The organism is Streptomyces sp. NPDC025806 (assembly GCF_055558275.1).
In genome coordinates this window covers 644645-668261 of sequence record NZ_JBVHMU010000001.1, presented here as the reverse complement: position 1 = coordinate 668261, position 23617 = coordinate 644645, and the positions used below count along the sequence as shown (strand labels likewise).

General features: G+C 70.0%; 24 protein-coding genes. 9 read left to right on the top strand and 15 right to left on the bottom strand.

The genetic code is table 11. From position 1 onward, the window contains the following. Window positions 1–30 precede the first annotated feature (30 nt). From ACZ4E1_RS03020 to ACZ4E1_RS02975, 10 genes are all read right to left on the bottom strand, one after another. On the bottom strand, window positions 31–594 hold the full coding sequence (locus tag ACZ4E1_RS03020; protein ID WP_467535200.1) for a TetR/AcrR family transcriptional regulator: 564 nt from the start codon (window positions 592–594) through the stop codon (window positions 31–33). Beyond that, on the bottom strand, window positions 594–914 hold the full coding sequence (locus tag ACZ4E1_RS03015) for a DMT family transporter (RefSeq protein WP_188339613.1): 321 nt from the start codon (window positions 912–914) through the stop codon (window positions 594–596). Before ACZ4E1_RS03015 ends, ACZ4E1_RS03020 begins: the two co-directional genes overlap by 1 nt. Before the next feature lie 155 nt (window positions 915–1069). After that, window positions 1070–1408 (bottom strand): metal-sulfur cluster assembly factor, encoded by a 339-nt coding sequence (locus ACZ4E1_RS03010; RefSeq protein ID WP_467535198.1) that lies wholly within the window; start codon window positions 1406–1408, stop codon window positions 1070–1072. Beyond that, window positions 1405–1863 (bottom strand): Fe-S cluster assembly sulfur transfer protein SufU, encoded by a 459-nt coding sequence (sufU, locus tag ACZ4E1_RS03005; protein WP_399131315.1) that lies wholly within the window; start codon window positions 1861–1863, stop codon window positions 1405–1407. The genes ACZ4E1_RS03010 and sufU overlap by 4 nt, the downstream gene beginning before the upstream one ends. A 16-nt stretch (window positions 1864–1879) precedes the next feature. Then, the gene (locus ACZ4E1_RS03000) at window positions 1880–3136 is read right to left on the bottom strand and encodes a cysteine desulfurase (protein ID WP_399131316.1); all 1257 of its coding nucleotides are present in this window, start codon (window positions 3134–3136) and stop codon (window positions 1880–1882) included. Next, window positions 3133–3897 (bottom strand): Fe-S cluster assembly ATPase SufC, encoded by a 765-nt coding sequence (sufC, locus tag ACZ4E1_RS02995; protein ID WP_399131317.1) that lies wholly within the window; start codon window positions 3895–3897, stop codon window positions 3133–3135. The genes ACZ4E1_RS03000 and sufC overlap by 4 nt, the downstream gene beginning before the upstream one ends. Window positions 3898–3904: 7 nt before the next feature. Next, window positions 3905–4222 (bottom strand): non-heme iron oxygenase ferredoxin subunit, encoded by a 318-nt coding sequence (locus ACZ4E1_RS02990; protein ID WP_015661280.1) that lies wholly within the window; start codon window positions 4220–4222, stop codon window positions 3905–3907. Continuing rightward, window positions 4222–5403 (bottom strand): Fe-S cluster assembly protein SufD, encoded by a 1182-nt coding sequence (gene sufD, locus ACZ4E1_RS02985; RefSeq protein ID WP_467535194.1) that lies wholly within the window; start codon window positions 5401–5403, stop codon window positions 4222–4224. The genes ACZ4E1_RS02990 and sufD overlap by 1 nt, the downstream gene beginning before the upstream one ends. A 60-nt stretch (window positions 5404–5463) precedes the next feature. Next, window positions 5464–6888, bottom strand: a complete 1425-nt coding sequence (gene sufB / locus ACZ4E1_RS02980; protein WP_467535193.1) for a Fe-S cluster assembly protein SufB — start codon at window positions 6886–6888, stop codon at window positions 5464–5466. Beyond that, a complete protein-coding gene (locus ACZ4E1_RS02975; protein ID WP_467535191.1) occupies window positions 6885–7649 on the bottom strand; it encodes a helix-turn-helix transcriptional regulator in 765 nt (254 codons plus the stop codon). The genes sufB and ACZ4E1_RS02975 overlap by 4 nt, the downstream gene beginning before the upstream one ends. A gap of 194 nt (window positions 7650–7843) precedes the next feature. Here ACZ4E1_RS02975 and ACZ4E1_RS02970 point away from each other — a divergent pair, with 194 nt between their 5' ends. The 4 genes from ACZ4E1_RS02970 to ACZ4E1_RS02955 all read left to right on the top strand — a co-directional run bounded on the left by ACZ4E1_RS02970 (window position 7844) and on the right by ACZ4E1_RS02955 (window position 11578). After that, entirely contained in the window at window positions 7844–8641 is a 798-nt protein-coding gene (locus tag ACZ4E1_RS02970) for an AAC(3) family N-acetyltransferase (protein ID WP_467535189.1), read from the top strand. Between the two features lie 132 nt (window positions 8642–8773). After that, window positions 8774–9697, top strand: a complete 924-nt coding sequence (locus ACZ4E1_RS02965) for an ABC transporter ATP-binding protein (RefSeq protein ID WP_467535187.1) — start codon at window positions 8774–8776, stop codon at window positions 9695–9697. Next, a complete protein-coding gene (locus ACZ4E1_RS02960; RefSeq protein WP_467535185.1) occupies window positions 9694–10461 on the top strand; it encodes an ABC transporter permease in 768 nt (255 codons plus the stop codon). The genes ACZ4E1_RS02965 and ACZ4E1_RS02960 overlap by 4 nt, the downstream gene beginning before the upstream one ends. A gap of 91 nt (window positions 10462–10552) precedes the next feature. Beyond that, window positions 10553–11578: a COX15/CtaA family protein gene (locus ACZ4E1_RS02955; protein ID WP_467535183.1), complete on the top strand. Its 1026-nt coding sequence runs from the start codon at window positions 10553–10555 to the stop codon at window positions 11576–11578. Between the two features lie 52 nt (window positions 11579–11630). On the opposite strand, the gene ACZ4E1_RS02950 is transcribed toward ACZ4E1_RS02955, so the two are convergent. The 3 genes from ACZ4E1_RS02950 to ACZ4E1_RS02940 all read right to left on the bottom strand — a co-directional run bounded on the left by ACZ4E1_RS02950 (window position 11631) and on the right by ACZ4E1_RS02940 (window position 14258). Then, on the bottom strand, window positions 11631–12755 hold the full coding sequence (locus ACZ4E1_RS02950; protein WP_467535182.1) for an amidohydrolase family protein: 1125 nt from the start codon (window positions 12753–12755) through the stop codon (window positions 11631–11633). A 122-nt stretch (window positions 12756–12877) separates the two neighbouring features. Further along, entirely contained in the window at window positions 12878–13210 is a 333-nt protein-coding gene (locus ACZ4E1_RS02945; RefSeq protein WP_188339598.1) for a hypothetical protein, read from the bottom strand. Window positions 13211–13304: 94 nt separating this feature from the next. Further along, window positions 13305–14258, bottom strand: a complete 954-nt coding sequence (locus ACZ4E1_RS02940) for a heme o synthase (protein ID WP_467535181.1) — start codon at window positions 14256–14258, stop codon at window positions 13305–13307. A gap of 372 nt (window positions 14259–14630) precedes the next feature. Between ACZ4E1_RS02940 and tkt the strand changes: the two genes are divergently transcribed. The 5 genes from tkt to pgl are packed head-to-tail and all read left to right on the top strand — an operon-like array spanning window position 14631 to window position 21236. Continuing rightward, window positions 14631–16718, top strand: a complete 2088-nt coding sequence (gene tkt / locus ACZ4E1_RS02935; protein ID WP_467535180.1) for a transketolase — start codon at window positions 14631–14633, stop codon at window positions 16716–16718. Window positions 16719–16752: 34 nt separating this feature from the next. After that, entirely contained in the window at window positions 16753–17871 is a 1119-nt protein-coding gene (gene tal / locus ACZ4E1_RS02930; protein WP_467535178.1) for a transaldolase, read from the top strand. Between the two features lie 4 nt (window positions 17872–17875). Next, window positions 17876–19405 (top strand): glucose-6-phosphate dehydrogenase, encoded by a 1530-nt coding sequence (gene zwf, locus ACZ4E1_RS02925; RefSeq protein WP_467535176.1) that lies wholly within the window; start codon window positions 17876–17878, stop codon window positions 19403–19405. After that, the gene (opcA, locus tag ACZ4E1_RS02920; protein WP_467535174.1) at window positions 19402–20460 is read left to right on the top strand and encodes a glucose-6-phosphate dehydrogenase assembly protein OpcA; all 1059 of its coding nucleotides are present in this window, start codon (window positions 19402–19404) and stop codon (window positions 20458–20460) included. The genes zwf and opcA overlap by 4 nt, the downstream gene beginning before the upstream one ends. Next, window positions 20457–21236: a 6-phosphogluconolactonase gene (gene pgl / locus ACZ4E1_RS02915; protein ID WP_467535173.1), complete on the top strand. Its 780-nt coding sequence runs from the start codon at window positions 20457–20459 to the stop codon at window positions 21234–21236. Before opcA ends, pgl begins: the two co-directional genes overlap by 4 nt. Before the next feature lie 58 nt (window positions 21237–21294). On the opposite strand, the gene ACZ4E1_RS02910 is transcribed toward pgl, so the two are convergent. Continuing rightward, the gene (locus ACZ4E1_RS02910; protein ID WP_467535171.1) at window positions 21295–21801 is read right to left on the bottom strand and encodes a DUF2087 domain-containing protein; all 507 of its coding nucleotides are present in this window, start codon (window positions 21799–21801) and stop codon (window positions 21295–21297) included. 56 nt (window positions 21802–21857) lie between these two features. Next, window positions 21858–23513 (bottom strand): glucose-6-phosphate isomerase, encoded by a 1656-nt coding sequence (pgi, locus tag ACZ4E1_RS02905; RefSeq protein WP_467535169.1) that lies wholly within the window; start codon window positions 23511–23513, stop codon window positions 21858–21860. Window positions 23514–23617 lie beyond the last annotated feature (104 nt).

The window sequence follows — 23617 nt, the reverse complement described above, 5'->3', positions numbered from 1 at the left end:
CCGCGGAGGCGAACCGGTGCCCCGCCCGTCTCAGCTGCCGGGCGCACCGGCGGCGCGGGGCGGAATCAGCCGGTCCAGCATCGTGCGCGCGAAGCCCGGGTCGTAGGTCCCGTCGGTCAGCAGGACCTGGAGGCAGATGCCGTCCATGAGGGCGACGAGGGCACGGGCGGTGACGGGGTCGGTCCGCTCGGCGATGACCTCGGCGAGGCCCGTGCACCACTCGGCGGCGACGGGGCGCAGGGCGGGGCGGCGCAGGGCCGCGAGATACAGCTCGTACTCGAGCTCGACGCCGACCCGGTCGCCGGCCAGCCAGTCGCCGAGGACGTCGGCGAGTTCCGCGGCGAGGTCGGTGCGCGGGTCCTGGAAGGCACCGTGCGTGGCGACGACCTTGGCGAAGCCCTCGTTGGCCTGCCGCAGGGCGGCGACGAGCAGCTCGTCGAGGGTGCGGAAGTGGTAGGTGGTCGAGCCGAGCGGCACGTCGGCCTCGGCGGCGACGGTGCGGTGGCTGAGCCCGGCGATGCCCTTGGCGCCGACGACCCGGATCGCGGCGTCGATGATCCGCTGGCGGCGCTCGGGGTCGTAGCGGCGGGCCATCAGTGCGCCCCGCCCAGGTTGAGCAGCACGACCCCGCCGATGACGAGGGCGATCCCGGCGACCTTCGCCGCGGTCAGTCCCTCGCCGAGGAAGATCATGCCGATCGCGGCGATGACGGCCGTGCCGACACCGGCCCAGATCGCGTAGGCGGTGCCGATCTGCACGGTCTTGAGGGTCTGCGCGAGCAGCGCGAACGCGACGACGTATCCGGTGACGGTGATGAGCGAGGGCCAGAGCCTGCTGAACCCTTCGCTGTACTTCATGGCCGTCGTGGCGGCCACTTCGGCGGCTATCGCGCCGGCGAGCAGTACGTAACCCATGTGTACGAGGGTACACATGGGTTACGTACGGGCGTACACAAGATAGGCCGGGCCGGGAAACGCCGGACGGGCCCGGCTCCCTCGATGAGGGAACCGGACCCGTCCGGAAAGCACGTACGGATCAGCCGTCGAAGCCGATCGGACGACGGAGCCGATCAGACGTTGAAGCCGAGCGCGCGGAGCTGCTCGCGGCCCTCGTCCGTGATCTTGTCCGGGCCCCACGGCGGCATCCAGACCCAGTTGATCCGGAGCTCGTTGACGATGCCGTCGGTGGCGGACTTCGCCTGGTCCTCGATGACGTCGGTCAGCGGACAGGCCGCGGACGTCAGCGTCATGTCGATCGTCGCGATGTTCGCGTCGTCGATGTGGATGCCGTAGATGAGGCCCAGGTTGACCACGTCGATGCCCAGCTCGGGGTCGACGACGTCGTACAGGGCTTCCTTGACCTCCTCCTCGGAGGCCGGCTTCATCTCCACAGCCGTGTTGTCACTCATGCGGTCTTCGCCTCCTCCGCGAAGGCCTGGGCCGTCGCGTCCTTCCACGCCATCCAGCTCAGGAGGGCGCACTTGACCCGGGCGGGGTACTTGGAGACCCCGGCGAACGCGACCGCGTCCTCCAGGAGCTCCTCCATCGTGTCGTCCGGCTCGATCTGTCCCTTGGACTGCATCAGCTCCAGGAAGGTCTCCTGGATCTTCCGCGCGTCCGCGAGCTCCTTGCCGACCAGCAGGTCGTTCAGCACCGAGGCCGAGGCCTGGCTGATGGAGCAGCCCTGGCCCTCGTAGCTGACGTCCTCGATGGTCTCGCCCGTGTACTTCACGCGCAGGGTGATCTCGTCGCCGCACGTCGGGTTGACGTGGTGCACCTCGGCGTCGCCATCCCGAAGACCGCGCCCGTGCGGGTGCTTGTAGTGGTCCAGGATGACTTCCTGGTACATCGAATCCAGCTTCACGTTCCCAGCCAGCCCCTCAGCCGAAGAAGTTCCGTACGTGCTCCAGGCCGTCGACCAGAGCGTCGATCTCGCCGGGCGTGGAGTACAGATAGAACGACGCTCGCGTGGTCGCAGGAATTCCGTACCGCAGGCAGACCGGCCGCGCGCAGTGGTGGCCGACCCGGACCGCGATGCCCTGCTCGTCGAGGACCTGGCCCACGTCGTGCGGGTGGATGTCACCGAGCGTGAAGGAGATCGCGGCGGCCCGGTCCTCGGCCGTGGCCGGACCGATGATCCGCAGGTCGGGGACCTCCTGCAGCCGCTTCACCGCGTACTCGGTGAGCGCCTGCTCGTGGCGCAGGATGTTGTCCATGCCGATCGAGTTCAGGTAGTCGATCGCCGCGCCCAGACCGATGGCCTGGGAGATCGGCGGCGTGCCCGCCTCGAACTTGTGCGGCGCCGGCGCGTACGTCGACGAGTGCATCGACACGGTCTCGATCATCTCGCCGCCGCCGAGGAACGGCGGCAGGTCCTCGAGCAGCTCCTGGCGGCCCCACAGGACGCCGATGCCGGTCGGGCCGCACATCTTGTGGCCGGTGAAGGCCACGAAGTCGGCCTGCAGCGCCTGCACGTCGAGCGGCATGTGCGGCGCGGCCTGCGAGGCGTCGATGAGGACCAGCGCGCCCACCTCCTGGGCGCGGCGCACGATGGCCTCGACCGGGTTGTGGGTGCCCAGGATGTTCGACACGAGCACGAAGGAGACGATCTTCGTCTTCTCGGTGATGACCTCGTCGATGTTGCTCAGGTCGAGACGGCCGTCGTCCGTCAGACCGAACCACTTCAGCTTCGCGCCGGTGCGCTGCGAGAGCAGCTGCCACGGAACGATGTTGGAGTGGTGCTCCATCTCCGTGATCACGATCTCGGTCTCGTGATCGACCTTGTACGGCTCGTCGGCCCAGCCCAGCATGTTGGCGACGAGGTTGAGCGACTCCGAGGCGTTCTTCGTGAAGATGACCTCGTCGCGGCTCGGCGCGTTGATGAACGCGGCGACCTTGTCGCGCGCGCCCTCGTACAGCGCCGTGGCCTCCTCGGCCAGCACGTGCACGCCGCGGTGGACGTTGGCGTTGTGCTGCTCGTAGTACTCGGTCAGGACGTCGAGGACCTGGCGCGGCGTCTGGCTGGTCGCCGCGTTGTCCAGGTACACGAGCTTCTTGCCGTCGTGGAGCACCCGGTCGAGGATCGGGAAGTCCTTGCGGATCGCCTCGGTGTCGAGGAGGCCCGGCAGCTGTGTCACGCGGATACGCCACCCTTCACGTACTTGTCGTAGCCCTCGGCCTCGAGCTGGTCGGCGAGCTCGGCACCGCCGGACTCGACGATCCGGCCACCCGCGAAGACGTGGACGTGGTCGGGCTTGATGTAGCGCAGGATGCGCGTGTAGTGCGTCACCAGGAGGGTGCCGACCTCGCCGTTCTCACGGACGCGGTTGATGCCCTCGGAGACGATGCGCAGCGCGTCGACGTCCAGGCCGGAGTCGGTCTCGTCGAGGATCGCGATCTTCGGCTTGAGGAGCTCCAGCTGGAGGATCTCGTGGCGCTTCTTCTCACCGCCGGAGAAGCCCTCGTTCACGTTGCGCTCGGCGAAGGAGGGGTCCATGGAGAGCTTCTCCATGGCCTCCTTGACCTCCTTGACCCAGGTGCGCAGCTTGGGGGCCTCGCCGCGCACGGCCGTGGCCGAGGTGCGCAGGAAGTTGGAGACGGAGACACCGGGGACCTCGACCGGGTACTGCATGGCGAGGAACAGGCCGGCGCGGGCGCGCTCGTCGACGGACATCTCCAGGACGTCCTCGCCGTCGAGCGTGACGGTGCCCTGGGTGATCGTGTACTTCGGGTGACCCGCGAGGGAGTAGGCGAGGGTCGACTTGCCGGAGCCGTTCGGGCCCATGATGGCGTGCGTCTCGCCCTGCTTCACGGTGAGGTCGACGCCCTTGAGGATCTCCTTCGTGGCGTTGTCGGCCTCGACGGTGACGTGCAGGTCTCGGATTTCAAGCGTTGCCATGGGTGCCTCAGGACTCCTGGGTGAGGGAGACGAGCACGTCGTCCCCTTCGATCTTTACGGGGTATACGGGGACGGGGCGCGTCGCGGGAAGGCCGGACGGCTTGCCGGTGCGGAGGTCGAACGCGGAGCCGTGCAGCCAGCACTCGATCTGGCAGTCCTCCACCTCGCCCTCGGAGAGCGACACGTTCGCGTGCGAGCAGATGTCGTGGATCGCGAACACCTCGCCCTCGGTGCGGACGACCGAGACCGGCGTGCCGTCGAGTTCCACCCGCTTCGGGGTGTCCTCCTCCAGCTCGCTCAGTCCACAGGCGCGTACGTAGGTCATCAGACCGTGGCCTCCAGCTCGGCCTCGATCTTCTCGAGCAGCCGCGCCTCGATGTCCTCGACGCCGATCTGCTGGACCAGCTCGGCGAAGAAGCCGCGCACGACCAGGCGGCGCGCCTCGTCGGCCGGGATGCCGCGGGCCATCAGGTAGAAGAGCTGCTCGTCGTCGAAGCGACCGGTGGCGGAGGCGTGACCGGCGCCGACGATCTCGCCGGTCTCGATCTCCAGGTTCGGCACGGAGTCGACGCGGGCGCCGTCCGTCAGCACCAGGTTCCGGTTCATCTCGTACGTGTCCGTGCCCTCGGCGGCGGCCTCGATGAGGACGTCACCGATCCACACGGCGTGCGCCTGCTCGCCCTGCAGCGCGCCCTTGTACACGACGTTCGACTTGCAGTGCGGGGTGTTGTGGTCGACCAGGAGGCGGTGCTCCTGGTGCTGGCCGGCGTCGGTGAAGTAGAGGCCGAGCAGCTCGGCCTCACCGCCGGTGGCCGCGTACTGCACGCGCGGGTGCAGACGGACGACGTCACCGCCGAAGGTCACGACGACGGACTTGAAGGTGGCGTCACGGCCCACGAGCGCGTTGTGCTGCGCGACGTGCACGGCCTTGTCGTCCCAGTCCTGGACGGAGACGACGGTCAGCTTCGCGCCGTCGCCGAGCAGGTAGTCGACGTTGGCGGCGAGCACGGCGTCACCGGTGTGGTCGAGGACGACGACGGCCTCGGCGAAGGCGCCCAGCTCGATGACCTGGTGGCCGAAGGCGACACCGCCCTCGCCGTGCACGGCGATGCGGATGGGCTCGGCGAGCACCGTCTCCTTGGGCACGGTGACGACGGACGCCTGCTCGAAGGCCGAGTAGGCCTGCGCGGCGATCCGGTCGACGGGCGTGCCGGCCTTGCCGACGCGGGCGTCGTCCCGGCCGACAGTCTCGACGGTGACACCGGCCGGCGCCTCCACGTCGACCTTGATGCCGGTGCCGGTCGCGACGGCGGTGCCGTCGTGCAGCCCGCGCAGCCGCTCCAGCGGCGTGAACCGCCACTCCTCCTCGCGGCCGTGCGGGACCGGAAAGTCCTGCACGTCGAAGGACGGGGGCGCGCTCATGCGCGTGGCGACGGTCGACTCGGCGGCCACCGCGATGGTTCCGGCGGTGGTCGAACCGGCCGGGATGTTCTGAGCCTCAGCCATGGCTGTCGTAGCGCTCGCTTTCTTACGGGTAAGTGGCTTGACGAGAGACGGCGGCGGGCGTCAGCCCACCGAGCCTTCCATCTGCAGCTCGATCAGCCGGTTGAGCTCGAGCGCGTACTCCATGGGCAGTTCCTTGGCGATCGGCTCGACGAAGCCGCGCACGATCATCGCCATGGCCTCGAACTCGCTCAGGCCGCGGCTCATCAGGTAGAAGAGCTGGTCCTCGGAGACCTTGGAGACGGTCGCCTCGTGGCCCATCGACACGTCGTCCTCGCGGACGTCGACGTACGGGTACGTGTCGGAGCGGGAGATGGTGTCGACGAGCAGCGCGTCGCACAGCACGTTCGACTTCGATCCGGCCGCGCCCTCACCGATCTCGACGAGACCGCGGTACGAGGTACGGCCGCCACCGCGGGCCACCGACTTCGACACGATGTTGGACGAGGTGTTCGGCGCCATGTGGACCATCTTGGAACCGGCGTCCTGGTGCTGGCCCTCGCCCGCGAAGGCGATGGACAGCGTCTCGCCCTTGGCGTGCTCGCCCATCAGGTAGACGGCCGGGTACTTCATGGTGACCTTGGAACCGATGTTGCCGTCGATCCACTCCATGGTCGCGCCCTCGTACGCCACGGCGCGCTTGGTGACCAGGTTGTAGACGTTGTTCGACCAGTTCTGGATCGTCGTGTAGCGGCAGCGGGCGCCCTTCTTCACGATGATCTCGACGACCGCGGAGTGCAGCGAGTCCGACTTGTAGATCGGCGCGGTGCAGCCCTCGACGTAGTGGACGTAGGCGTCCTCGTCGACGATGATCAGCGTCCGCTCGAACTGGCCCATGTTCTCCGTGTTGATACGGAAGTAGGCCTGGAGCGGGATCTCGACGTGCACGCCCTTCGGCACGTAGATGAAGGAGCCGCCGGACCACACCGCCGTGTTCAGCGCGGCGAACTTGTTGTCGCCGGCCGGGATGACGGTGCCGAAGTACTCCTTGAAGAGCTCCGGGTGCTCCTTCAGGGCGGTGTCGGTGTCGAGGAAGATGACGCCCTGCTCCTCCAGGTCCTCACGGATCTGGTGGTAGACGACCTCGGACTCGTACTGGGCCGCGACACCGGCGACGAGGCGCTGCTTCTCCGCCTCCGGGATGCCGAGCTTGTCGTACGTGTTCTTGATGTCCTCGGGCAGGTCCTCCCAGGACTCCGCCTGCTTCTCCGTCGAGCGCACGAAGTACTTGATGTTGTCGAAGTCGATGCCGGAGAGGTCCGAGCCCCAGTTCGGCATGGGCTTCTTCTCGAAGAGCTTCAGGCCCTTGAGGCGCAGCTTCGTCATCCACTCGGGCTCGGACTTCTTGCCCGAGATGTCCTTGACGACGTCCTCGTTGATGCCGCGCTTGGCAGAGGCACCGGCCGCGTCGGAGTCCGCCCAGCCGTATTCGTACTTGCCCAGGCCCTCGAGCTCGGGGTGGGCCGTCTCCTCGATGGGGAGAGTCATGCGGGGTTCCTCCCGGCGGTGCTTGCAGATGCGTTGGTGATGGTCTTGGGGGCGCCCTTGGGGATGAACGTCGTGCAGACGCCGTCCCCGTGGGCGATGGTGGCCAGTCGTTGTACGTGGGTGCCGAGCAGTCGGGAGAACATCTCGGTCTCCGCCTCGCAAAGCTGCGGGAACTGCTCCGCCACGTGGGCGACCGGACAGTGGTGCTGGCAGAGCTGCTCGCCGTGTTGCGGGAGGGGCGCGCTGCGCGCAGTGGCAGCGTACCCGTCGGCGCTCAGCGCCCTGGCCAGGGCCTGGGCCCGCTCCTCGGGCTCCACCGCCTCTACGGCCGCCTTGTACGGCGCGGCCTGCGCGGCGATCCGGGCCCGGGCGAACGCGACGACCGCCTCGTCACCACCGGCCTGCTCCTGGATCCAGCGCAGGGCGTCGGCGGCGAGCTTGTCGTAGGACTGGTCGAAGGCGTCCCGGCCGCAGTCCGTCAGGGCGAACACCTTGGCGGGCCGGCCGCGGGTGCGCGCACCGTAGACCCGCTGCTCCTTGGCCTCCACGACATCGTCGGCGACGAGGGCGTCGAGGTGGCGACGGACGGCGGCCTGGGTGAGGCCGAGGCGCCCGGCGAGGTCGGCGACGGTGGAGGGGCCGTGGTCCAGGATGGATCGCGCGACCCGGTTGCGCGTCGATCGATCGCTACGAAACCCGGTCGCGAGCTCCTCGTGAGGGGCCCCCGCAGGAGCCTCCTGAGCCTCGCCGACGTTTTTCACAACGCCATTGTTGCGTAATTCCTCAGAGCCTGACAAGCGGCGTGGTGACGAGCACACGGTGCCGTGCATCACTTAGGTTTGCCTAAGTGGACACGTGGCGTGACCTGCGGAAACGATCTTTGATCGATCAACCGCGCGGCTCCCGCCCGGAAATCCCCTGGTCCGCGGCGCCGCCGGCGCGCAGACTGCCGATCATGCCCGCACCCCTGCCGACCGGCCCTCTCGTCACCCGCGACTCCCTCACCGCCGACCTGCGCACGCTCGGCGTCGAGCCCGGCGAGATCCTCCTGGTCCATACGTCTCTCTCCCGTCTCGGATGGGTCAACGGCGGCGCCGTGACCGTCGTACGCGCCCTGCTCGACGCCCTCGGCCCCGAAGGCACGCTCGCCGTGCCCACGCAGTCCGGTGACCTCACCGATCCGTCGATCTGGAGCAATCCGGCCGTCCCCGCCGACTGGTGGCCCACCATCCGCGCGACCATGCCCGCCTACGACCCCCGGACCACGCCCACCCTCGGCGTCGGCGTCGTCCCCGAGGCCGTGCGGACCTGGCCCGGCGCCCTGCGCAGCGCGCATCCCCAGACCTCCTTCGCCGCGCTCGGCGCCCGCGCCGCCGAGATCGTCGAGGGGCACGCCACCGACTGCCGGCTCGGCGACCGCAGCCCGCTCGCCCGCCTGGAGGAGCGGGGCGCGCGGGTGCTGCTGCTCGGCGCCGGGTTCGACGCGTGCACCAGCTTCCACCTCGCCGAGTACCGCCTCCCCTCCCCCGCGACCGAGGACGCGGGGCGCCCCGGCCCGGCCGGCTGGGAGCACGTCACCGAGGTCACCATCTCCAGCGAGCGCTTCGACGAACTCGGCGCCGCCTTCGAGCAGGACTCACCCCTGGTCACCCAGGGCCACGTCGGCGCCGCCGAGGCCCGACTCTTCCCGGTCGCCGACGCCGTCGCCTACGCGACGAAGTGGCTCGCCCAGAACCGCCCGGCCACCCCCTGACGGCCCCTGCCCGTCACACCCCCCTCTCCTCGATCCCCTCCGGTCCCGCCCGCTCCCGCCCGATCCCGTCCGGTCCCCCTCCGAGCGCCCCAGCGGCGGGGGCCGTCAGCACCGTCCTTAGACTTGGCCACCATGCGAAGCGAGCCTGTCGTCCACCTCACCGGACTGGTGAAGCGGTACGGAAGCAAAACCGCGGTCGACGGCCTCGACCTCACGACAGCCCCCGGCATCACGGCTGTCCTCGGCCCCAACGGCGCCGGCAAGACGACCACCGTCGAGATCTGCGAGGGCTACCGCAGGCCCGACGCCGGCACCGCCCGGGTCCTCGGCCTCGACCCCGTCAAGCAGGCCTCCCAGCTGCGCCCGCGCATCGGCGTGATGCTGCAGTCCGGCGGCGTCTACTCCGGCGCCCGCGCCGACGAGATGCTCCGCCACGTCGCCAGGCTGCACGCCCACCCGCTCGACGTGGACGCCCTGATCGAGCGTCTGGGTCTCGGCAGCTGCGGCCGCACCACCTACCGGCGCCTGTCCGGCGGTCAGCAGCAGCGCCTCGCTCTCGCGATGGCCGTCGTCGGCCGGCCCGAACTGGTCTTCCTCGACGAACCCACCGCCGGCCTCGACCCGCAGGCCCGCCGCGCGACCTGGGACCTGGTCCGCGACCTGCGGGCCGACGGCGTCTCGGTCATCCTCACCACGCACTACATGGACGAGGCCGAGCAGCTCGCCGACGACGTCGCGATCGTCGACGCCGGCCGCGTCATCGCCCAGGGCTCCCCGGAGCAGCTGTGCCGCGGCGGCGCCGAGAACACCCTGCGCTTCTCCGGCCGCCCCGGCCTCGACGTGGCCTCCCTCCTCAAGGCTCTGCCCGCCGGCTCGGCGGCCGCCGAGCTCACCCCGGGCTCCTACCGCGTCTCCGGCAAGGTCGACCCCCAGCTCCTGGCGACGGTCACCTCCTGGTGCGCCCAGCACGGCGTGATGCCCGACAAGATCTCCGTCGAGCGGCACTCCCTCGAAGACGTCTTTCTGGAACTGACCGGCAAGGAGCTGCGCGGATGAGCGCCGGTACGTACACGCCCGCCCCGGGAGCCGCCCCGCTCCCCCGCATGATCGCCGCACAGGCCGCGCTCGAGACGAGGATGCTGCTGCGCAACGGCGAACAGCTGCTGCTCACGGTCGTCATTCCCACCCTCCTGCTGGTTCTGTTCTCGTCCGTCGACATCGTCGACACCGGTTCCGGCAAGGCCGTCGACTTCCTGACCCCCGGCATCCTGGCGCTCGCCGTCATGTCGACGGCCTTCACCGGGCAGGCCATCGCGACGGGCTTCGAGCGCCGCTACGGCGTCCTCAAGCGGCTCGGCGCCTCGCCGCTGCCCCGCTGGGCCCTGATGACGGCCAAGACGCTCTCGGTCCTGGTCACCGAGGTGCTCCAGGTCGCCCTGCTCGTCGCCATCGCGTTCGGCCTCGGCTGGTCACCCCACGGCAATCCGTTCGCCGTGCTGCTCCTCCTCGTGCTCGGTACGGCCGCCTTCTCGGGGCTCGGTCTGCTGATGGCCGGCACCCTCAAGGCGGAGGCCACGCTCGCCGCCGCCAACCTCGTCTTCCTGCTGCTGCTCGTCGGCGGCGGGGTCATCGTGCCGCTCGACAAGTTCCCGGACGCCGCGCAGTCCGTGCTCGGCCTGCTGCCGATCTCGGCGCTGTCCGACGGCCTGCGGGACGTCCTCCAGCACGGAGCGGGCATGCCCTGGGCCGACCTGGGGATCCTCGCCGTCTGGGCCGTCGCCGGGCTCGGTGCGGCGGGCCGCTTCTTCCGCTGGGAGTGAGCCGCGCGGCCGGCCGGCACCCCTGGATCCGGCCGCCGTCCCGCAGAACCGAGAGACACCTCACGTCCGGTTCGCACCCCCTCGTGAACAGATGCACAAGGGCGGCGCCTACGATGGGCCCGTGCCAAAGCTGACTCGCGCCGACGCCGCGCAGGCGGTGCGCAACCCGCTCGCCTTCATCGCCGCCCGCTGGACTCCGACCCAGCAGATCGTGCAGCGCGCGACCATGTCCGCCGTCGTCATGACCGTCCTCATCGTCGTGACCGGCGGGGCCGTACGTCTGACCGGCTCGGGCCTCGGCTGCCCGACCTGGCCCAAGTGCACCGACCAGTCGCTGACCGCCACGAGCGAGATGGGCTTCCACGGAGCCATCGAGTTCGGCAACCGCATGCTCACCTATGTGCTGTGCGCCGCGGTCGGCTGGGCCATCATCGCGGCCCGCTCGCAGAAGCCGTGGCGCCGCTCGCTGACCCGGCTGGGCTGGACCCAGTTCTGGATCGTCATGGGCAACGCCGTGCTGGGCGGCATCGTCGTCCTCGTCGGCCTCAACCCGTACACGGTGGCGGCCCACTTCATCCTCACCACCGCCCTCCTCACCGTCGCCGTACTGATGTGGCAGCGCAGCCGCGAGGGCGACGGCGAGCCGCGTCCGCTGGTCGGCCAGTCGGTCAAGCAGCTGGTCTGGTTCATGATCGCGGCGTCCGGCGCGCTCATCGCCGTCGGCACCGTCGTCACCGGCGCGGGCCCGCACGCGGGTGACTCCAGCGACGTCAAGCGGATGCCGCTGGACTGGGAGACGGTCACCAAGGCGCACGCGGTGCTGGCCTGGATCGTGGTGACGCTGACCTTCGCCCTGTGGTTCGTCCTCAAGGCGGTCGACGCCCCCCGCGGGCCGCTGCACCGCACCCGCGACCTGTTCCTGATCCTGCTGGCCCAGGGCGTCATCGGCTACGTCCAGTACTTCACGGACCTCCCCGAGATCCTCGTCGGCCTGCACATGCTGGGCTCGGCCCTGGTGTGGATCGGCGTCCTGCGCGTCATCCTCTCCCTGCGCGAGCGCCCCCAGACGGCGGTGGACCTCCCGGCCCAGGCCGACCCCGAGCTGTCCTCCGTCTGACCCCGCGGCGCTCGGCGCGAGCGGCACGAAAGGCACCTCACCCGGGACTCGGTCAGCCGGCTGCGTCCGTAGTGTCGAGCCCGTACACCCGCCGCGCCGTGCCCGCGGAGATCATCCCCGCCACCCGGTGGGCGTCCGTCGCCGACCACGCGCCGTCGGCCACCCAGCCCCCGAGCACCCGGCCCAGCGCCTCACGGAACGAGCGGGCGCCCACGACGTGCAGCTCGGGGATTCCCCGGGCCCCGCTGGAGAAGAGCAGCTTGCCGAACGGGGCCAGTTCGAGGATCTCCGCGAGCACACCGGCGGCCCGCGCCCCCGTCCGGGCCAGCGCCGGCCCCAGATCCGCGTAGACGTGCGGGAAGACCCCGGCCAGATGCGCCGCGTGCCGGTGGTACGGGTAGCCGTGCAGCAGGACGAGGTCGGTGCCGAGCCCGGCCGTGGCCCGCGCGAAGTCCGCCAGGAGGACCGGGTCGGTGCGGTCGATGCGCAGCCCGGCGTCGCCGAGCCCCGCGTGCAGTTGGAGCGGTCGTCCTGTCGCCACGGCGATCCAGAGCAGATGCCGCAGCAGTACCGGATCGGTGAGGGGGCCGCCGACCGTGCGGGCGGTGAGCCAGCGGCCCACCGCTCCCCGCACCTCGCCGGGCCCGGGCGGCTGCGGAGCCAGGGCCAGGCCGTGGCGTACACCGGCGACGGAGGTGAAGGCGACCGCTTCGGCGGCGGCTCCGTGCACCGACTCGGCCAGGTTCGCGAGGAAGGACTCGACGGATCCGGAGGTGTCCGCGACCTGCTCGGCCAGCAGTTCGAGGCGGACGATCTCGTGGGCCTCGGCGGCGCCGGTGGAGGCCATCTCGGCGGGCCCGGTGAGGTCGTCGGGCAGGCCGGTGTCGACGAGATACGTGGTGATGCCGCTGCCGCGCAGCAGCCTGCGCCCCGCTTCCAGGACGCCGAGTTCGCGCCGTCTGGCCAGGTAGCGGGCGGGCGCGCAGTGGGGTTCCAGGCCGAGCAGCGGCGGGCACCAGCGGCGGACCGCGAACCCGGTCTGGGTGTCGAAGAAGGTGGTGCCGGGGGCGGGCGGTCCCTCGCCCCGGGCGAGATGGGCCTCGAACGTGCCGAGGCCCAGTTCCGTGCGCAGCACTCCGTGGCAGTACTGATCCACCAGGGTCGGCGTTTCGATCATCCGGGGCTCCCCGTATGCGGACCGCGCTTCTCACCGCGCTTCTACAGTCCTAACGGGTGAACGGGCGCCTGGTGTTGCTCGACCACCGGTCGCACACCTGCGCCCATGACCACCGGACGGGTTCAGCCGATCTGCATGCCGGCCATGCGCTTCCACTCGTACGGGCCGGTCTCGACCTTGGCGGCGAAGTCGCCGTCGAAGTCCTCGTGGAGGGTGATCCCGGCCTTCTCGACGGCCTTCTGCGCGACCTCGTAGGTGTCGGCCACCAGGTTGCCCCAGCCGCCGTCGCCTCCGACGAGCGCGATGCGCGTGCCGTGCTCGCCGATGTACGCGAGCTGTCCCTCGGCGCCGCCGTGCGCCTTGGCGAACGCGCCGATCTGCTTGGCCAGCTTGGCCGCCCGGCGCTCGTCCTTCGCCGCCCGACCGGGCGCCTCAACCGCTTGAGTCTCTGCCATGAGCAGGATGCTACCGGCGAGTAGCCAAACAGGCGATGGGTGGGGCGCGTGGCTTAGGCCACGCGCCCCACCCATCGGAGCACAGGAAGGCGGGTCAGCGCAGGAACGGGTCCACGGCCACCGCCACGAAGAGCAGCGACACATAGGTGATGGACCAGTGGAAGAGGCGCATCTCCTTGAGCTTGCCCCCGGTGACCTCGGCCTTGGCGCGGTTCTGCAGACCGTGCGCCTCCCAGAGCCAGAAGCCGCCCGAGAGGAGCGCGACCACCGTGTAGAACCAGCCCGTGTAGCCGAGCGGCGTCAGCAGCAGCGACACCGCGACCATCACCCAGCTGTAGATGACGATCTGCTTGGCCACCACCTTGTTGGAGGCGATGACGGGCAGCATCGGCACGCCCACGCGCGCGTAGTCGTCCTTCACCTTCATGGAGAGCGGCCAGTAGTGCGGCGGCGTCCAGAAGAACATGACGAGGAAGAGGATGACCGGCGCCCAGGACATCGAGTTCGTGACCGAGGACCAGCCGATGAGGACCGGAAGGCAGCCGGCGATGCCGCCCCACACGATGTTCTGCGACGTGCGGCGCTTCAGGATCATCGTGTAGACGACCACATAGAAGAGGAGCGCGCCCAGAGAGAGCCACGCGGACAGCCAGTTGACCGCGAAGCCGAACAGGAGCGTGGAGATCACCGCGAGGGAGACGCCGAAGACCAGGCACTCCTTCGGGCTCACCATGCCGGTGACCAGAGGACGCTGCGACGTGCGCTCCATGAGAGCGTCGATGTCGCGGTCGTACCACATGTTCAGCGCGTTGGCGCCGCCCGCGGAGAGGTAGCCGCCGAGGCAGGTGACGAGCACCAGCTTCAGGTCCGGCACACCCTGCTCGGCGAGGAACATCACCGGAACGGTGGTGATGAGCAGAAGCTCGATGATCCGCGGCTTGGTCAGCGCCACGAACGCCTTGACACGGGCCCCGATCGGCCGTCGGCCTTGGCTGCTGCTCGTCCCGAGCGCTCCCGCTGGACGGGATTCGACGGCCGTCACGCACACCCCTGACAGAGACTCCAGCGAGCCCCCGTTGCGGACCCCTTGAAGTGAAGTCCCGGTAAAGGCTCGCGCGTACCACGCCACTGTAGACGTTGCCTATACCCGGCCCTTCGCGGGGGTCGGGTCGTGTTGGGCCGCATGCCGTAAGGAGAGCGTGTCGACACAGAGAGAAGGGGAGTTGATCGAGCCCTCGTTCGAGCGGCCCTCTTTTCACCTGAGAAGCCCCGCGGATCCCTGCCAGGAGGCGGACCCGACAGAGTCCCGGCAGTCTGTAATGACTCGAAAAAATGCGTGTTCCAGCAAGGGTAGGCTCGACAACGCCCGGTGAGACCGACATCACCGGCATTGACCTGTGGAGAGGAGCCCTGACTCAGGGTGAGCACCAAGCCGACCACCACTGACCTCGAGTGGACCGATGTGGACCAGCGGGCCGTTGACACCGCTCGCGTCCTGGCCGCCGACGCCGTACAGAAGGTCGGCAACGGCCATCCCGGTACGGCGATGAGCCTGGCACCGGCCGCGTACACCCTCTTCCAGAAGGTGATGCGGCACGACCCGGCGGACGCCGACTGGGTGGGCCGCGACCGCTTCGTGCTGTCCGCGGGCCACTCGTCCCTGACCCTCTACATCCAGCTGTACCTGGCCGGTTTCGGCCTGGAGCTGGACGACCTCAAGGCCTTCCGCACCTGGGGCTCCAAGACTCCGGGCCACCCGGAGTACGGCCACACGACCGGTGTCGAGACGACGACCGGCCCGCTCGGCCAGGGCGTCGCCAACGCAGTGGGCATGGCGATGGCCGCCCGCTACGAACGCGGTCTGTTCGACCCGGAGGCGCCGCAGGGCACCTCTCCGTTCGACCACTACATCTACGCGATCGCCGGTGACGGCTGCCTCCAGGAGGGCATCTCCGCCGAGGCGTCCTCGCTCGCGGGCCACCAGCGCCTCGGCAACCTGATCCTGCTGTGGGACGACAACCACATCTCGATCGAGGGCGACACCGAGACGGCGGTCTCCGAGGACACCGTCAAGCGCTACGAGGCCTACGGCTGGCACGTCCAGCGGGTCGAGCCGAAGGCGGACGGCGACCTGGACCACGCGGCGATCTTCGCGGCGATCCAGGAGGCCAAGAAGGTCACCGACCGGCCGTCCTTCATCGCGATGCGCTCGATCATCGCCTGGCCCGCCCCGAACGCGCAGAACACCGAGGCCGCGCACGGCTCGGCGCTCGGCGCCGACGAGGTCGCCGCCACCAAGCGCGTCCTGGGCTTCGACCCCGAGCAGAGCTTCGAGGTCGCGGACGAGGTCATCGGGCACACCCGCAAGGCGCTGGACCGCGGCGCCCAGGCCAAGGCCGAGTGGGAGAAGTCGTTCCAGGAGTGGCGCACGGGCAACCCGCAGCGCGCCGCCGAGTTCGACCGCATCCAGGCGGGCGAGCTGCCGGCCGGCTGGGAGGAGAAGCTCCCGGTCTTCGAGGCGGGCCAGGGTGTCGCGACGCGTGCCGCGTCCGGCAAGGTCCTCCAGGCGCTCGGCCCGGTGATCCCCGAGCTGTGGGGCGGCTCCGCCGACCTGGCGGGCTCGAACAACACGACGATCGACAAGACGTCGTCGTTCCTCCCCGCGGACAACCCGCTCCCCGAGGCCGACCCGTACGGCCGCACGATCCACTTCGGCATCCGCGAGCACTCCATGGCCGCGGAGATGAACGGCATCGCGCTGCACGGTCACACGCGCATCTACGGCGGCACCTTCCTGGTGTTCTCCGACTACATGCGCAACGCGGTCCGTCTGTCGGCCCTCATGTCGCTGCCCGTCACCTACGTGTGGACGCACGACTCGATCGGCCTCGGCGAGGACGGCCCGACGCACCAGCCGGTCGAGCACCTCGCCGCGCTGCGCGCCATCCCGGGTCTGAACGTCGTGCGCCCGGCCGACGCCAACGAGACGGCCATCGCCTGGCGCGAGATCCTGCGCCGCGGCAAGAAGCAGTACGGCGTCTCCAAGCCGCACGGTCTGGTGCTGACCCGTCAGGGCGTGCCGACGTACGAGCCGAACGAGGACACCGTCAAGGGTGGCTACGTGCTCGTCGAGGCGTCCAAGGAGACGCCGGACCTGATCCTGATCGCCACCGGTTCCGAGGTGCACCTCGCCGTCGAGGCGCGCGAGACCCTGGAGGCGGAGGGTGTCGCCACGCGCGTGGTGTCGATGCCGTCCGTGGAGTGGTTCGAGGAGCAGGACCAGGGGTACCGGGACAGCGTCCTGCCGCCGTCGGTGAAGGCGCGGGTCGCGGTCGAGGCAGGCATCGGCCTGACCTGGCACAAGTACGTCGGGGACGCGGGCCGCATCGTTTCCCTGGAGCACTTCGGTGCTTCGGCGGACGGCAAGGTCCTCTTCCGCGAGTTCGGTTTCACTGCGGAGAACGTGGTGGCCGTGGCCCGGGAATCCCTCGACGCGGCCCAGCGCTGACGCTCGTACACGACCTGTAGGAGATGCAATTTCCATGACAGACGCACTGAAGCGCCTCTCCGAGGAGGGCGTCGCGATCTGGCTGGACGACCTGTCGCGCAAGCGGATCACGTCCGGCAATCTGGCCGAACTGATCGACCAGCAGCACGTCGTGGGCGTCACCACCAATCCGTCGATCTTCCAGAAGGCGATCTCGAGCGGTGACGGTTACGAGCAGCAGCTCACCGACCTCGCCGCCCGCAAGGTCACCGTCGAAGAGGCCCTCCGCATGATCACGACGGCGGACGTCCGTGACGCCGCCGACATCCTGCGCCCGGTCTTCGACGCGACGGGCGGCCAGGACGGCCGGGTGTCGATCGAGGTCGACCCGCGGCTCGCGCACAACACGCAGGCGACCGTCGCCGAGGCCAAGCAGCTCGCCTGGCTGGTGGACCGGCCGAACACGCTGATCAAGATCCCGGCGACCAAGGCGGGCCTGCCCGCGATCACCGAGACGATCGGCAAGGGCATCAGCGTCAACGTGACGCTGATCTTCTCGCTCGAGCGCTACCGCGAGGTGATGGACGCCTACCTCTCCGGTCTGGAGAAGGCCAAGGCGGCCGGCCTGGACCTGTCGAAGATCCACTCCGTGGCGTCCTTCTTCGTGTCCCGTGTGGACACCGAGATCGACAAGCGGATCGACGCGATCGGCACCGACGAGGCCAAGGCCGCGCGCGGCAAGGCCGGTCTGGCCAACGCGCGCCTCGCCTACGAGGCCTACGAAGAGGTGTTCTCCGGCGACCGCTGGGCCGCGCTCGACAAGGCGCAGGCCAACAAGCAGCGCCCGCTGTGGGCCTCCACCGGCGTGAAGGACAAGGCGTACAAGGACACCCTGTACGTCGACGACCTGGTCGCCCCGGGCACGGTGAACACGATGCCGGAGGCCACGCTGGACGCGACGGCCGACCACGGCCGGATCACCGGCAACACGATCGCGGGCACGTACGACCAGTCCCGCGCGGAGCTGGCGGCCGTCGAGAAGCTGGGGATCTCGTACGACGAGGTCGTGCAGCTCCTCGAGGACGAGGGCGTCGAGAAGTTCGAGTCGGCCTGGAACGATCTGCTCGCTTCTACCGAGGCGGAGCTGAAGCGCCTCGCCCCTTCGGAGGGCTGATCCCTTGACCGCACACGGAGCCAATCCGCTCCGTGACGCCGCAGACCGACGGCTCCCGCGCATCGCGGGGCCGTCGGGTCTGGTGATCTTCGGTGTCACGGGCGATTTGTCACGTAAAAAGCTGATGCCTGCCGTTTATGACCTCGCGAACCGTGGTCTGCTGCCGCCGGGCTTCTCCCTGATCGGGTTCGCCCGCCGTGAGTGGCAGGACGAGGACTTCGCGCAGGAGGTGCACGACGCGGTCAAGCAGCACGCGCGTACGCCGTTCCGCGAGGAGGTCTGGCAGCAGCTCATCCAGGGGATGCGGTTCGTCCAGGGCAACTTCGACGACGACGAGGCGTTCGAGCAGCTCAAGTCGACGATCAACGACCTCGACAAGTCGCAGGGCACGGGCGGGAACTTCGCGTTCTACCTCTCCGTACCACCCAAGTTCTTCCCGCAGGTCGTGCAGCAGCTGAAGAAGCACGGCCTGGCGGACGCACCGGAGGGCTCCTGGCGCCGCGCGGTCATCGAGAAGCCCTTCGGCCACGACCTCGCGTCGGCCAAGGAGCTGAACGCGATCGTGCACGAGGTGTTCGACCCGGACCAGGTGTTCCGGATCGACCACTATCTGGGCAAGGAGACGGTCCAGAACATTCTGGCGCTGCGCTTCGCCAACCAGATGTTCGAGCCGATCTGGAACCGCAGCTATGTGGACCACGTGCAGATCACGATGGCCGAGGACATCGGCATCGGTGGCCGCGCGGGCTACTACGACGGCATCGGCGCCGCCCGTGACGTCATCCAGAACCACCTGCTCCAGCTGATGGCGCTGACCGCGATGGAGGAGCCCGCCTCCTTCGACGCGGACGCGCTCGTCGCCGAGAAGGCCAAGGTGCTCGGCGCGGTCCGGCTGCCGAAGGAACTGGGCCGCGACACGGTGCGCGGCCAGTACGCGGCCGGGTGGCAGGGCGGCGAGAAGGCCGTCGGCTATCTCCAGGAAGACGGCATCGACCCCAAGTCGAAGACCGACACCTACGCGGCGATCAAGCTGGAGGTGGACAACCGCCGCTGGGCGGGCGTCCCCTTCTACCTGCGCACCGGCAAGCGCCTGGGCCGCCGCGTCACCGAGATCGCGGTCGTCTTCCAGCGCGCCCCGCACTCCCCCTTCGACCACACGGCGACGGAGGAGCTCGGGCAGAACGCGATCGTGATCCGCGTCCAGCCGGACGAGGGCATCACGGTGCGCTTCGGCTCGAAGGTGCCGGGCACGTCGATGGAGATCCGCGACGTCTCGATGGACTTCGCCTACGGCGAGTCGTTCACCGAGTCGAGCCCGGAGGCGTACGAGCGGCTGATCCTGGACGTCCTGCTGGGCGACTCCAACCTCTTCCCGCGCACGGAGGAGGTCGAGCTGTCCTGGAACATCCTCGACCCGATCGAGCAGTACTGGGACACGCACGGCAAGCCGGCCCAGTACCCGGCCGGCACGTGGGGGCCCGCCGAGGCGGACGAGATGCTCGCACGAGACGGACGGAGCTGGCGCCGGCCATGAAGATCGACCTCACGGACACCACCTCCAGCAAGATCAACAAGGCGCTCGTGCAGGGCCGCCGCGCCATCGGCACCCCTGCCGTCGGCATGGTCCTGACCCTCGTCATCGTCACCGACGAGGAGAACGCCTACGACGCGCTGCGGGCGGCCAACGAGGCGTCGCGCGAGCACCCCTCGCGCACCCTGGTCGTCATCAAGCGCGTCTCGCGCACCCCGCGCGACCGCACCACGTCGCGACTGGACGCCGAGGTGCGCGTCGGCGCCGACGCGGGCACCGGCGAGACCGTCGTCCTGCGCCTGTACGGCGAGGTCGTCCACCACGCGCAGTCGGTGGTCCTGCCGCTGCTCCTGCCGGACGCCCCGACGGTCGTCTGGTGGCCGGTGGACGCCCCGCTGGACCCCGCGAAGGATCCGCTGGGGGCGCTGGCCCAGCGCCGCGTCACGGACACGTACGCGACCGAGCAGCCGGTGCAGGAGCTGGAGGCCCGCGCGGCGGCCTACTCCCCCGGCGACACGGACCTGTCCTGGACCCGGATCACGCCGTGGCGCTCCATGCTCGCCGCCGCGCTCGACCAGGTCAGCTGCGAGGTCACCTCGGTCGAGGTCGAGGGCGAGGAGTTCAATCCGAGCTGCGAGCTGCTCGCGATGTGGCTCGCGGACCGGCTCGACGTGCCGGTGCGCCGCACGCAGTCCTCGGGCCCCGGGCTCACCTCGGTGCGCATGGAGTCGTCCTGCGGGCCGATCGTGCTCGACCGGGCCGACGGCACCCTCGCCACGCTCTCCATACAGGGGCAGCCGGACCGCGCGGTCGCGCTCAAGCGCCGCGAGACGTCCGAGCTGATCGCCGAGGAGCTGCGCCGCCTCGACCCGGACGACACGTACGCCGCCGCGCTGCGCTACGGGGTCGCCCGGCTCGCGGATCCGGCGGACGAGCCCGCTGACGGGCCCGTGGCGGAGCAGGCTCCGGCCGACGGGGGACCCGTACGGAAGAGGGCCGCGCCCTCGGGCAGGGCGGCCACGAAGAAGGCTCCGGCCAAGAAGGCGGCGGCGAAATGAGCGCGGCACCCCAACTCGTCGTCCACCGCGACAAGGAGCTGATGGCGCAGGCAGCAGCGGCCCGGCTGATCACCAAGATCGTCGATGCCCAGAGCGCCCGCGGCTCCGCCTCCGTCGTGCTGACCGGCGGCCGCAACGGCAACGGACTGCTGGCCGCCCTGGCCGCCGCGCCCGCGCGGGACGCGATCGACTGGAGCCGGCTCGACCTGTGGTGGGGCGACGAGCGCTTCCTGCCGGACGGCGACCCCGAGCGCAACTACACGCAGGCGCGCGAGGCGCTCCTGGACAGCGTGCCGCTCGACCCGCGCCGCGTGCACCCCATGCCGGCGTCGGACGGCCCGTTCGAGGCCGACGCGGCGGCCGAGGCCTACGCGGCCGAACTGGCCAACGCGGCCGGTCCCGAGGACCACGGGGAGGTGCCGACCTTCGACGTGCTGATGCTCGGCGTCGGCCCGGACACCCATGTGGCCTCGCTCTTCCCCGAGCTGCCCGCGGTCCGCGAGAGCGAGCGCATGGTCGTCGGCGTGCACGGCGCGCCCAAGCCGCCGCCCACCCGGATCACGCTCACGCTGCCGGCGATCCGCTCCGCGCGCGAGGTGTGGCTGCTCGCGGCCGGTGAGGACAAGGCGAACGCCGCCGCGATCGCCCTGTCGGGCGCGGGTGAGGTCCAGGCGCCGGCGGCCGGCGCGTACGGCCGCTCGCGCACGCTGTGGCTGCTCGACGCGGCGGCGGCCTCGCAGCTGCCGCCCTCGCTGTACCCGCCGGCGATCGCCTGACGGTGACACCGTCGTCGAGGCCCCGCGCCCCTCGGAGTCCGCTCCGGGGCGCGGGGCCTCACGCGTGCTGCGGCACCCGGTAGTCGGAGCCGTCCTTCGCGCGGACGAGGAGGCCGTCGATGACGCAGTAGCGGCGCAGGGCCGCGGTGTCGTCGTGGACGGTGCGCAGCGCCTCGTTGACCTCGGTCTCGCTGTAGGTGCGGTCCGCCTCGAAGAGGGTGTCCGTGAGGTGCACGAGCAGGTCGTGCCGCACGGTGGGGCGGACCGGGATCGCGGTGAGGCGGCCTCGCGCGAAGAAGCCGGCGAGGTGCCGCGGGACGCCCGTGGCGGAGTCGGCGGTGCGGGCCCTGCGGAAGACCTCGGGTCCGGCGCGCAGCGAACCGTCGTCGAGGCGCTCGACCAGGCCCGCCGTGAGGAGTCTGCCCAGGTGACGGCGGGCCGCCGGGGATTCGGCCTCGCTCGGCGGGAGGTCGTCGAGCACGATCCGTGCGTACAGCTTCAGTCGTTCGGCGTCGGCCAGGGCCGACATGAGGTGGTCCACGGAAGTGCCTCCCGGCAGGGTCACGGACCCGCAGTCTGGCCCGCCGGACGGCACTCGCGCACCCGATTAACCCAACTCCGTCAGCGCCCGCGCAGTTCCCGGTACTTGGCGACCAGGGCCTTGGTCGAGCCGTCGAGTCCGGGGACGTCCGCGCCCTCGGTCAGGGCCGGTTCGACGCGCTTGGCGAGGACCTTGCCGAGTTCCACGCCCCACTGGTCGAAGGAGTCGATGTTCCACACCGCTCCCTGGACGAACACCTTGTGCTCGTACAGGGCGACGAGCTGGCCGAGCACGGACGGGGTCAGTGACGTGGCCAGGATCGTCGTGGTGGGGTGGTCGCCCTTGAACGTCTTGTGCGGGACCAGTTCCTCGGGCACGCCCTCGGCGCGCACCTCGTCCGGGGTCTTGCCGAAGGCCAGCGCCTGGGTCTGGGCGAAGAAGTTGGCCATGAGCAGGTCGTGCTGGGCGACGAGGCCGGGCTCCAGATCGGCGACGGGCTCGGCGAAGCCGATGAAGTCGGCGGGGATCAACTTCGTGCCCTGGTGGATCAGTTGGTAGTAGGCGTGCTGTCCGTTGGTCCCCGGGGTGCCCCAGACGACCGGCCCGGTCTGGTACGTCACGGCCTCGCCGTCCCGCTGCACCGACTTGCCGTTCGACTCCATGTCGAGCTGCTGGAGGTACGCGGTGAACTTGGACAGATAGTGCGAGTACGGCAGCACGGCGTGCGACTGGGCGCCGTGGAAGTTGCCGTACCAGATGCCGAGAAGGCCCATCAGGAGCGGCACGTTGGACTCGGCGGGCGCGGTGCGGAAGTGCTCGTCGACGAGGTGGAAACCGTCGAGCATCTCGCGGAACGCGGCGGGGCCGATCGCGATCATCAGCGACAGGCCGATGGCGGAGTCATACGAATAACGTCCGCCGACCCAGTCCCAGAACTCGAACATGTGGGACGTGTCGATGCCGAACTCGGCGACCTTCTCCGCGTTCGTCGACAGAGCGACGAAGTGCTTCGCGACGGCGTCCTGGCCGGCCCTCAGTCCGGTCAGCAGCCAGTTGCGAGCCGAGGTCGCGTTCGTGATCGTCTCGATCGTGGTGAACGTCTTCGAGGCGACGATGAAGAGGGTCTCGGCGGGGTCCAGGTCGCGCACCGCCTCGTGGAGGTCGGCACCGTCCACGTTGGACACGAAACGGACCGTCAGGTCGCGGTCGGTGAAGGAGCGCAGCGCCCCGTAGGCCATCGCCGGACCGAGGTCGGAGCCGCCGATGCCGATGTTGACGACGTTCCGGATGCGCTTGCCGGTGTGGCCCGTCCACTCCCCCGACCTGACCCGGTCGGCGAAGGCGGCCATCTTGTCGAGGACGGCGCGCACGCCCGGCACCACGTTCTCCCCGTCGACCTCGATCACGGCACCGGCCGGGGCGCGCAGCGCGATGTGCAGGACGGCACGGTCCTCGGTGAGGTTGATCTTCTCGCCGCGGAACATGGCGTCGCGGAGGCCGAAGACGTCGGTCGCGGCAGCGAGGTCGCGCAGCAGGCGCAGCGTCTCGTCGGTCACGAGGTGCTTGGAGTGGTCGATGTGCAGGTCGCCGACCTCGAGGACGGAGCGTGTCCCGCGCTCCGGGTCGGCGGCGAACAGCTCGCGCAGCCGGACCTCGCCCAGCTCCTCACGGTGCTTGACCAGCGCCTGCCACTCGGGCGTCTGGGTCGGTGCTGCCTGCTTGTCGGACGCGTTCATGTCTGACTTCAGCCTTCTCTCGTACCCGCGTGCGTGTGATGCCCCGCAACTGTCGACCAACCTAGTTGATCAGGGCGGTCCGGGCCTTCCGGCGGCGCGCTCGG